This window comes from Mixta theicola (genome assembly GCF_002895925.1).
GTDB classification, from domain to species: Bacteria; Pseudomonadota; Gammaproteobacteria; order Enterobacterales; family Enterobacteriaceae; genus Mixta; species Mixta theicola.
Map to the genome: position 1 here is coordinate 1 of NZ_NWUO01000071.1, position 201 is coordinate 201.

The 201-nt window shown below is 52.7% G+C and carries 1 rRNA gene; it reads left to right on the forward strand.

The window, feature by feature from the left end:
- Positions 1–69: ribosomal RNA gene (locus COO59_RS20670) — 16S ribosomal RNA — on the forward strand; the annotation flags it as partial.
- Positions 70–201 lie beyond the last annotated feature (132 nt).

Consider the following 201-nt stretch of genomic DNA (forward strand, 5'->3'; position numbering starts at 1 on the left):
TGATTCATGACTGGGGTGAAGTCGTAACAAGGTAACCGTAGGGGAACCTGCGGTTGGATCACCTCCTTACCTAGTGAATCCCGCCCGTGAAGTGCTCACACAGATTGTCTGATAGAAGTAACGAGCAGTAAAACCCCGGCAGGCTTGTAGCTCAGGTGGTTAGAGCGCACCCCTGATAAGGGTGAGGTCGGTGGTTCAAGT